This is a genomic window from Ruminococcus sp. 1001136sp1 (genome assembly GCF_039841815.1).
Lineage (GTDB): Bacteria > Bacillota > Clostridia > Lachnospirales > Lachnospiraceae > Blautia_A > Blautia_A faecis.
The window spans coordinates 1-9,371 of record NZ_JBDPGY010000041.1 but is presented as its reverse complement, the minus strand read 5'-3'; the positions used below and the strand labels follow the sequence as shown (position 1 = coordinate 9,371).

Below are 9,371 nucleotides of genomic sequence, written 5' to 3'. Positions count from 1 at the left end.
TTGCAGAACTGCTCGCCCAGTTCCTGCGCCCGGTCTACGGTCAAGCCGTTGTCTGTCCCGTCCCGTGGGTCAAAGCTGATGATATAGTGGTGGCTTTTCACATCTTCTCGTTTTTGGTTTTTCTCATAGCGGAGATTGGCTCGCATACAGGCAACGGCGAAATCCTCGCCCCCGCAGTTAAGGGAAGAAATGCGGTAATCCTTCCTCGGTATCAGCCGCCCGTTTTCATCAAGGGTGGGCTTCATGGTAAACTCGTCATGCTCAAATGTGAGATAGGCTTCCGCTGCGCCATAGTCGGCATTTTTAGAGCTGATATGTTTGAATGTTGCCAACAGCGTCACCCACTTTCTGCAAGACTTCAAACTTTAGGGCAGCAAGGTCGGAAACCGCCGCCCGTACCTCCCCGGCAAGCTGCGGGTAGGGGCTGTGCCACTCGTTCAGCGTTCGGGCTATCTGGTTTAAGTTGCCGCCGATCCTGCCGTATTCGGCGGTCAGCTTCCCGACAGCGGCAAGCAGCTCGTCATTGACGGGGGAAACGGTTATGATGGGGCGTATGGCTGCCCCGGTTATGGCTTGCCGGATAAACTCGGCTTGGCTCATGTTGCAGGCAGAAAGCCTTTCCGCAAACTCGGCGTATTCTTCCTCGGTCATGCGTGTCTTAATTACCCGGCTGCGGTGCGGCGTGTTATATCGTTTTCGCATGGTAAAACCTCCTTTCTGTGTGTGGTGTCCTCTCACTAATAGGAGAAAAACGGGGTGTGAAGCGGAACTGTTTTTGAAAAATCCGAAAAAATATTTTGAGGGATTTTTAAGCGGCGCAAGCCGCATAAGCAGGGTTTGGGGAAGGCACTCCCCAACAAGATTCCCGCAGGGGCAAAATGAGCGAAAAGCGAATTTTGGTACTGCGGTAGAATCTTGCTCTAAAAAATTGCCACTTCGCCCCTCCAACCATTACTACAATTTGAAAAGGGCGTTTTGGCTTGTTTTCATAAATAAAGCGAATGAAATTTTTCGGTCTGCCCGCTGTTCATCACTAAAACGGTAGCGGTGTTTCTTTTGGCAAAGACACGGCTGCATTTTTCGTAAATCTCCCCTTAATCCCTACTACACCGGAACAGGCACTTTTGCCAAATGGAACGGAAAGATTTTTTGAAAAAGGGCGTAAAAAAAGCAGCAAATCTTTTCAGACTTACTGCTTGTATGCCGCTGTGATGGGCGGTGGGTTATTCAGTTGTCACGGTCAAAGCGGAATTTGAACAGGCTTTCTATCAGTTTTTGAATGATATGCTCCTGCATTTCCACATTGATATGACCGTCCATTTTGGAACAGGCTCGGATATATCCAGCATAGTGGGATAGCACGGCTGCAACGGCTTCCGGGTCACCCTCGCTTGCCTTTACTATTGTTTCATAGGGAAGTAGCTGGCTCATGGTGTAAGCCCTCCAACTCTGCCTGCAATCTCTGTAAAATTATCTGTATGTGCCTCCCAGTGGTGCTGTGTGTCCGTCCGTACCGCTTGCCGATTTCCTTATGGGTCATACGCTCAAAGTAGTACAGATAAATGATTTCCTGTTCCATTTCCGATAGAGAGGACAGGGCTGCGGCAAGGTGCGGACTTTTCAACAGGACAGTTTGACCGCAAGCCGTAAATGGATATTCCATGCTTGTCGGCACTTCTGCAAAGTATTCATCTGTTGTACTGAACGGATAATGCTTTTCGTCCATGAGGTAGTCAAGGGAGATTTCCTTGCCTCGGCGGCTTCGTATACTCTGTGCTGCGTCTATGGCAGCGTGGCGAATAACAATCATACAAAAGGCATTGTGAGTGTGCCGGATATGCTCTTGATATTTTTCGTGTTCGGTCATGGAAAATACCCCCTTTCTGAATAGTGACAGAGGGCGGCAGCCTTTTAAGCTGTCGCCCTCTTGATTGCCGAACAGCAAAGACGGGCGGGGCTGTCAACGGCGGGCGCAGCCCGTTCATCTTACCGTTGACTGGCTCTGCTGGTTTTGCTACAAATTCTATCTCTTTATGATTTGTCGGAAAAACTCCTTACCCAAACAAAAACTACAATCGCGGTTGCAATGAGTAATTCTGCAAGAATTACAGAAGCATTCCATATTTCAAAATAGAAATGCCCAATGAAATAGACTGCAAAAAAAATCAAATAAATTCCAATCGAATACATAATATTTTTGGAAATTTGAGTGCGTTTCTGTTCCCTAACTAACATCTGTTTCTGTTGTTGTTCCAGAATTTCTGTTTTAACCGATAATTCATCTATCTCTGATGGTTTTAACAGATAATCCACGGTAACATCGAATACTTTGCTTAGTTCAACAATCTTTTCTACTTCGGGTATGACCTGCCCACTTTCCCATTTTGAAATAGACTGTCTTGAAACATTAATCTGCTCAGCCAGTTGTTCCTGTGTTAATTCTCTACTTTTGCGTAGTGCTATAAGTTTTTCTGCGAACTCCATATGTGTTCCTCCTTTTGATTTTGTGTATAAATCTTATCAAAATACTCATTTGCACTCTAGCAAGTAAGCTATACAATTACATGACAAACGGTGGAGTTTAAGTGCTTTCTTGTATATCTTGATTGTCATTCTACTTTATATGCCTATTTTAGCATAGAAAAAACGTTTTCTCTATTACTCCATTATTTTACGGAATAGTGGGCTGTCTTTCTTTATTTTAGTTGTGTTACTTTATCACACATGAGCATTTATGCAGGAGCTGTAAAGTCCTGCGGATTTGATACCCGGTCGTACTCCGGCAGCGTCCGTACATTTCCCCGATTTCCTGCTGTGTGTAATGCCCCAAAAAGTAAAGGTAGATGATTTCCCTCTTTTTCTCCGGCAGAGAGGACAAAGCGGCTGCAAGATTCCCGTTTGTGAGGATAACCCTCTGACCACACATCATAACCGGGTATTGCTTGTAGGGGTCTATGAAATAGGTGTCTGACGTACAGAATGGATAAAACTTTTCTTCTGTAAGGTATTCAAAAGATATTTCCCTTTGCCGCCGCTTATCCCTGTCACGCCATGCGTTGATAGCTGCATAGTGTATGACAACTCTGCAAAAGGCATCAAAGGTGTACTCGATATGCTCCTTATATGCTTCTGTGCAAGGCATAAATAGTTCCCCCTTTCTCCCACATAATACGGCGTATGGTTTATAAGACACTTGTTATTTCAAGGTTTCTACTGTGAATGAAGCAGAATTGCCCGAATTATTATCCCGTAAAAGTTTTTGTGCTTCCGCTTCGGAAATTTCCTTAATCTCCATAACTCCATTTTCACTATTTTCAGCAATGGAAAGATATATACTGCCACTGTTATTAAAATAGATGATGGGTTTTTTAGTATCAATGAATATACCAATTATCTGGTCGTTGTAGTACCAATACCCATCTTTTGGGTGATAAACTATGCCATAGGATTCATAATCTTGGAGCGTATTCATGTTTTCTGTCTTATCTCCAGATTCCATGCTGTAAGATTCATGATTTCTAATCATATCTCCATTTTCTGTAGAAGTGCCAGCGGGCATTGATTTAAGTCCTGAATTTTCATACTTTTCTGTATGCCTGTCATAAACTTCTTTTGTGCATTCCCGAATACCAATAAGTTTATCGTTTGTATCCCGTTCCGCTTCAATATCTACTGTTCCCGTAAAGAAATTGGTAAAACTTGCGCCGCCCACTGGGTCATTAAAAAATCGGACAACATTTCCCTTGTAAGTGTAGCACTTGCTATTCTTATCATAAATCAATCCATATTCTTCATATATCCCATAGTCAATATTACCGCCGGGCAGTTCTGCCGCCGTATCGTAATCTGAAGCATTCTCGGAAGCATGTATTGGTTTGTACTCCTGTTCTTCAAAAATTGGATTATTATTAGCTTGGGCGGAAGTTGCAAATGCTGTAGCTACCCCGACAACAATCAGACACGCCAGTACCAGCGAAAAAATAGTTGTTTTTTTTGTTTTCATAATAGCAGTTATCCTTTCTTCGATAGCATTTTTACTAAAGCTGTTACAAAATGGCAATAGCCCACTTTTCGTTGCTTCCATGTTGATAAGCATTAGCGAATAGGCAGATTTTGATTTTTCTCCAAATTGTCGTATGACGCTTTCATCACAAGCCAGTTCTATATCACGGTTAAAAAGAATATACATCACCCACACAAAGGGGTTGAACCAATGAATACAAAGGGCAAGTGTCGCAATCAGCTTTGTTACAGTATCATAGCGATAAATATGCACATATTCATGTGAGAGGACATATTGCAGTTGTTTTTCATTTTTCCAGTCCATTTTTTTCGGCACCAAAATAACAGGACGGAAAATGCCATAAGTTAATGGGGCGGAAATCCTATCAGATTGCTTTACCAAAATTGGACGTTTCAATGGGCGTTCCGCCAGCCACTTTTCTACATAATGGTTGTGGACGGGTAAAGCTGTCCGAAATTCAATCAGACAACGCAAATAGGATATTACAAAAAACAATGCGATAAGTATTATTCCTGCACACCATACAATAAACCACATGGAAACAGATGATAAAATATTCTCTGGCGGCTGTTCTGCTCCCTGTGTCGTAACAAACAGCCCTTGCATAGTGGGAATGTTGTAATCTGTTCCAGCTTCCGGCAATGTTGTAGAAGATATGCTATGAGTTACCAACGTATAAACACTAAACATTGACGGAATCGAAAACGGGATAAGCAGTCTTAATATCACCAATTCCCATAAAACAAGAAAAGTCTTTTTCGGCAGTTTATTGATTGCCACCGCACGGATAATCACTACCGCAGTAATGAAAGCAGCCCCCGAAAAGCTCATTTGCAGTAAATTCATTTACACCACCTCATTCCAAATCTTCCACAATCTGCTTGAGCTTCTGAATCTGTTCAGCGGAAAGCTTTTTTCTGCCTAACAGGGCTGCAAACAGTTTGTCAACTGAACCGTCATAAATCTTGTCAACCAATTCTTTTGTTTCCGCTTCCTGTACTTCTTCTTTGGGAATAAGGGCATGGCACATGAAATTAGGCTCGGAACGTTCAATCGCCCCTTTTTTGATACACCTTTTTATCAGTGTGTAGGTAGTATTCATGTTCCAGCCAATTTCTTTTTTCAGAACGTCGGATATGTGTTTTGCAGTGGTGTCGCCCTCGTTCCAAAGCACACACATTACTTTCAATTCTGAATCGAAAAGTTTAATATCCATTTGTTTCCTCCTTTCCACAAGACCGCAGTAGTTTCTGCTTGATTACACATTACACCTTTCTTAATCGGTTGTCAACACTACCGCAGTAGTGTTAAGAAAAAATTCATAATTTATTTTCTTGAATAGATAATGAAATGAGAGGGCTTCCGCAGCAGTCGGCACTGTGCGTAATGTGCATAACTTGCTATCTTATGGAGTTGTGGGAAAGTCCGTTTGCAGAATGTGGGAAAGCTGCTCTTTAGCTTTTCCATGTTCTGTGAACGGACTTTTCCATAACGGAATAGCAAGTTATACACATTTCCATGGTGCTTGTCGTTTGCTCTTTGGTTCGGAATAGTGTGGTGCTGGCGGTCTATCTCTTGTTTTCGGTTGTTTGCTTCTTTACTGTACATGAGCATTGGCACCGGGGTTGTCGTTGCCGTAGCCTTCCAGCAGGTTGATGGCTCCCCAGATGCCGAGACCGGCACCCAGTGCGATGACGAGAGTCTGAAGAACAGTTACTGCGCTGTTGAAAAATGCCATAAATGTGTACTTTCTTGTACGCTGCGCCCTTGTGGGCGAATGAATAGTGATTTTCCATCTGCATGTGCACCTACAAATGTGCAAACATATAGCCAGGTCTCCAATCCCAATCAGAAACCTGGCTATGTAAAGAGGCGGCAGCTCGCCGCCTCTTCTTATTCTGTTGCCAGCAGCGCACCCATGACATCTTCGTCACCGGAATAAACTTACTTGGCATGATCTGCGTCAACCACTTCGTACTTATCGCCGGGCTTGAGCTTCAGCTGATGGTCGAGAAACGCCTCGATGCTGAATGTGTTTTTCTTATCAGCTCCGGCAGTGAGCTTGTAGTTCGGATGCTGGGTCAGATCGTACTTATCTGACTCAAACGGCCTGACACCGCGCAGCTGCAAAATGCACTTTCCGCCATCCAGCACAGCCAGTTCATCCACCGAAGCCAGGTCATGCCCAACCTTTTGGTAATTAATGCCGTAAGATGGGCTGTTGCCTCTGGTATCGGAAGTGTTGTACAGATCAATCGTTTCTTTTCCCAGTGCCTGATTCAGTTCTTTTAGCGTAGTCGGCTCCGAACCGCCAAGGAAAATACGGGAATCCATATTGCCGATGATGGTATCAGCATTGTCCTTGTAGATTGCCTTCAACTGGCTCTGCGCCTGAAGTACCAGACATGCCGAGATTTCTCTTGATCGGATGGTGGCTACCAGCTTTTCCAGATTCGGAATCTGACCAATGTTCGCACACTCGTCAATCAGACAACGCACATGCACCGGCAACCTGCCGCCATAGACATCATCCGCTTTTTCGCACAGCAGGTTAAACAGCTGTGTGTAGATCATGGAAATCAGGAAATTAAAAGTCGGGTCTGTATCGCTCATAATGAGGAACAGAGCCGTTTTCTCATCTCCCACTGTATCCAGGGACAGCTCATTATACATGGTGATATCACGAACTTCCTCAATATCGAAAGGAGCCAGCCGTGCGCCACAGCTCACCAGAATCGACTTTAAGGTCTTGCCAGTAACAAAATGTCAATAGTTTTTTAATCACTTTTTCAAAAAAGGCAAAAAAATAGAACGTATAGTTAATTTCCATACGCTCTATCTCACATTTCATATTAAATTTTTGAATTCTACAAACTTGGAGTTGTATCATCACTTATCTTTATCTTTTTTTGAAAAAATAAGACTGCCAGATATGCCAAAAGATATACCCAGACATATTCCAATTCCAATTCCAGCCATGCTATTTAATGAGTTTATGAAAACAATGCTCCAAAGTATTGCTGCGACTATTCCGATAGTGACTCCTATAATTATCTTTTTGCTTTTCATAAGCTTTGTCCTTTAACTCCCGATTTTACTTTGTGACTATGACTTTTCCTTCCGAATCCAGAAGAGGTGTAATACTGGCTCCATATCCGGACTTCCAACAAAGGTAATTAACTCCCGTCTCTTTATCTACAAGAATTTGGCGAACTCCTTCATCCTTAAGCCCACCTCCATCTCTAAATATAACTTCAAATCTTTCTTCTTTCTTTGCCATGTTTATTCCTCCTTTTTTCAAGCGTTAAATCCCGATTTCCTTGATTCTGCAAACTTTATCGTCTTGTTCCATTCTTATCAAAATTCTTTTTTAATGCTATTTCTGTTGGGAGAATAGACCCAATTAAAGGAATAAGTTGAACACCACAGATAATTCCTCCCATACTCCCAACACAATCTTCATTTTTTCCAATTACTAAAAGCATGAATATTACTGTTATTGGCAACATAACCATTCCACAGACATACCAGACTTTACCACAATATTTATGAGCAAATTCCCATGTGTCTTTATTCTTCATAGACATCGAAGTTCGATATCCAAATACTGAATTTATTTCCTTTGGAGCCTTTTTCATAAAATATCTTCCAAAACCAATCATCGTAAATGGAAGAAGCAAATCCATAATCAACATAAAAATCCAAAACTCCATTGTAAATCTCCTTTACTATATTTCGTTTTTATTCTTTTTTGTGAAATTCTTTCAAATTTAATTCATGTTTCAATTCTTCCTCTGACGGCAGATAGGTGAAATATTTCGATGCAAATATCTGGTGATCATCTTCAGGAAGCGTATATTTTACAATAGAATCTCCCTTATCTGCACAGAGTACAATCCCAATAGGCTGCGTGTCTCCTTCATTCATCATTTCACGAGTATAGTAATTCACATACATCTGCATTTGTCCTAGATCCTAATGGGTCAGTTTACCCATTTTCAAGTCAATGAGAACGAAACATTTTAAAATATAGTTGTAAAATACCAGATCAATAAAAAAGTCCTGTCCATCCAATGTAAATCTTTTCTGGCGTGCTACAAATGAAAATCCTCTTCCAAGTTCCAAAAGGAAATGTTGAAGATGATCAATCAATGCCTGTTCCAAATCTCCTTCATATACATGTGTGTCAGGCTGAATCTGCAGAAATTCCATAACATAAGGATCTTTCACTATTTTCTCATATTCTGGTTTTGGCTCTGTTGTTTGAATTTCATTTGCAACCGCTATCTTATCCTGGCTTGCTAAAATACGCTGATAATACATCGTATTGATCTGCCGTTCCAGTTGACGAACACTCCATGCTGCTTTTGCACATTCTTCCATATAAAATCTTCTTGCCTGTTCATCATTTATACGCATCAAGACACGATAATGTGACCAGCTCAATTCAGGACACAGTGTGTCTCGAATTGGAAAAGTGCAATAAAACTGCCTCATCTTACGAAGATTCGATTTATCAAAACCTTTTCCGAACTCTGTGCTTTAAAAATCTGTTCTCCAATTTCCAAATAAGTTGTTACCATAGCAGAATTTACCGCTGTGCTTAAACGATGTTGTGCCGACACAATAGAATTACGAATAGAATGATAAGTCTGTTCTGCATTTTGATTTTTTTGTAAATTATAATCCATGCTCTTTACTCCTCTGAATTTATAAAATAGAACTTACTGTTCTTCTATTGATTCAATATTTTCAATCCGCATCAGCTTAACTATCTGCCTATCTTTTTTCTCTGTATAACAAATTTTTATCCATTCATCATCTGCGTCTATTATCTTGCAGGATAATTCAGTTTTTCCCGCAAAACTAAAAATGAACTCTGATCTGATAATACATTGTTTTCCTACAAGATCATTAATCAGCTTTGACATATATGCCACTCCTCTCTGCTTTTTCTCCAATCGTTTTACTTTCGTTTCTAAACGCTTTACTTTTCCCGGATACGCCGAATAACAAAGTAACAGCAACAATGCTACAATTCCAAACCATTCCATATTATTCTCCTTAGCAAACTTAACGCTAGCATGGCATTTCTTTTGCTATATATAGTATAACCTATCCAACACAGTCTTTCAATTTCTTTGCACAGCACCTACCTCTTCTCATAAATATTTTTGTTTTCCCTGAACTCTTTGTTTCTATCGTTGCAATAACTTTCTCCGCTGGGTATAATAAAAAAGAACTTTCTACAACCTCAAAGGAGGGATTTCTATGATAGAACAGCTCATTGCTGAAGCAACCGAATGTGATTTCAAAGTTGCACTTGAAATAAAGAAACCCAAAAGCT

The 9,371-nt window shown here is 41.3% G+C and carries 13 protein-coding genes and 4 pseudogenes; all 17 read right to left on the bottom strand.

The window, feature by feature from the left end; all coding sequences use genetic code 11:
- Nucleotides 1–332 (bottom strand): annotated as a pseudogene (locus ABHC48_RS20065) (relaxase); the annotation flags it as partial.
- On the bottom strand, nucleotides 304–702 hold the full coding sequence (locus ABHC48_RS20060) for a plasmid mobilization relaxosome protein MobC (protein WP_102759327.1): 399 nt from the start codon (nucleotides 700–702) through the stop codon (nucleotides 304–306). The pseudogene ABHC48_RS20065 and the gene ABHC48_RS20060, both read right to left, overlap by 29 nt.
- Before the next feature lie 525 nt (nucleotides 703–1,227).
- The gene (locus tag ABHC48_RS20055; protein ID WP_117457836.1) at nucleotides 1,228–1,431 is read right to left on the bottom strand and encodes a helix-turn-helix domain-containing protein; all 204 of its coding nucleotides are present in this window, start codon (nucleotides 1,429–1,431) and stop codon (nucleotides 1,228–1,230) included.
- The gene (locus ABHC48_RS20050) at nucleotides 1,409–1,867 is read right to left on the bottom strand and encodes a sigma factor-like helix-turn-helix DNA-binding protein (RefSeq protein WP_118512300.1); all 459 of its coding nucleotides are present in this window, start codon (nucleotides 1,865–1,867) and stop codon (nucleotides 1,409–1,411) included. The genes ABHC48_RS20055 and ABHC48_RS20050 overlap by 23 nt, the downstream gene beginning before the upstream one ends.
- Nucleotides 1,868–2,031: 164 nt before the next feature.
- Nucleotides 2,032–2,484, bottom strand: coding sequence for a helix-turn-helix transcriptional regulator (locus ABHC48_RS20045; RefSeq protein WP_117846029.1), 453 nt, complete (start codon nucleotides 2,482–2,484; stop codon nucleotides 2,032–2,034).
- A gap of 226 nt (nucleotides 2,485–2,710) precedes the next feature.
- Nucleotides 2,711–3,142: a sigma-70 family RNA polymerase sigma factor gene (locus ABHC48_RS20040; RefSeq protein WP_117846027.1), complete on the bottom strand. Its 432-nt coding sequence runs from the start codon at nucleotides 3,140–3,142 to the stop codon at nucleotides 2,711–2,713.
- Nucleotides 3,143–3,196: 54 nt separating this feature from the next.
- Nucleotides 3,197–4,870 carry a M56 family metallopeptidase gene (locus ABHC48_RS20035; protein WP_020993729.1) on the bottom strand — a complete coding sequence of 558 codons (1,674 nt, stop codon included), beginning with the start codon at nucleotides 4,868–4,870 and terminating at the stop codon, nucleotides 3,197–3,199.
- A 10-nt stretch (nucleotides 4,871–4,880) separates the two neighbouring features.
- The gene (locus ABHC48_RS20030) at nucleotides 4,881–5,240 is read right to left on the bottom strand and encodes a BlaI/MecI/CopY family transcriptional regulator (RefSeq protein ID WP_008704785.1); all 360 of its coding nucleotides are present in this window, start codon (nucleotides 5,238–5,240) and stop codon (nucleotides 4,881–4,883) included.
- A gap of 399 nt (nucleotides 5,241–5,639) precedes the next feature.
- Nucleotides 5,640–5,762: pseudogene (locus ABHC48_RS20025) on the bottom strand (Maff2 family protein); the annotation flags it as partial.
- 206 nt (nucleotides 5,763–5,968) lie between these two features.
- Nucleotides 5,969–6,778: pseudogene (locus tag ABHC48_RS20020) on the bottom strand (TraG/TraD/VirD4 family protein); the annotation flags it as partial.
- Nucleotides 6,779–6,913: 135 nt separating this feature from the next.
- Nucleotides 6,914–7,093: a hypothetical protein gene (locus tag ABHC48_RS20015; RefSeq protein WP_195700473.1), complete on the bottom strand. Its 180-nt coding sequence runs from the start codon at nucleotides 7,091–7,093 to the stop codon at nucleotides 6,914–6,916.
- Nucleotides 7,094–7,118: 25 nt separating this feature from the next.
- Nucleotides 7,119–7,304 carry a DUF6440 family protein gene (locus tag ABHC48_RS20010; RefSeq protein ID WP_195700472.1) on the bottom strand — a complete coding sequence of 62 codons (186 nt, stop codon included), beginning with the start codon at nucleotides 7,302–7,304 and terminating at the stop codon, nucleotides 7,119–7,121.
- A 55-nt stretch (nucleotides 7,305–7,359) separates the two neighbouring features.
- Nucleotides 7,360–7,737, bottom strand: coding sequence for an SdpI family protein (locus tag ABHC48_RS20005; RefSeq protein ID WP_161276517.1), 378 nt, complete (start codon nucleotides 7,735–7,737; stop codon nucleotides 7,360–7,362).
- Nucleotides 7,738–7,765: 28 nt separating this feature from the next.
- Nucleotides 7,766–8,521 (bottom strand): annotated as a pseudogene (locus tag ABHC48_RS20000) (PDDEXK nuclease domain-containing protein).
- Nucleotides 8,518–8,715 (bottom strand): hypothetical protein, encoded by a 198-nt coding sequence (locus ABHC48_RS19995; protein WP_334285754.1) that lies wholly within the window; start codon nucleotides 8,713–8,715, stop codon nucleotides 8,518–8,520. Before ABHC48_RS19995 ends, ABHC48_RS20000 begins: the two are co-directional and overlap by 4 nt.
- A 33-nt stretch (nucleotides 8,716–8,748) precedes the next feature.
- A complete protein-coding gene (locus tag ABHC48_RS19990) occupies nucleotides 8,749–9,078 on the bottom strand; it encodes a hypothetical protein (protein WP_195700504.1) in 330 nt (109 codons plus the stop codon).
- Between the two features lie 61 nt (nucleotides 9,079–9,139).
- The coding region (locus ABHC48_RS19985; protein ID WP_207749388.1) for a hypothetical protein at nucleotides 9,140–9,371 on the bottom strand (232 nt) is incomplete at its 5' end.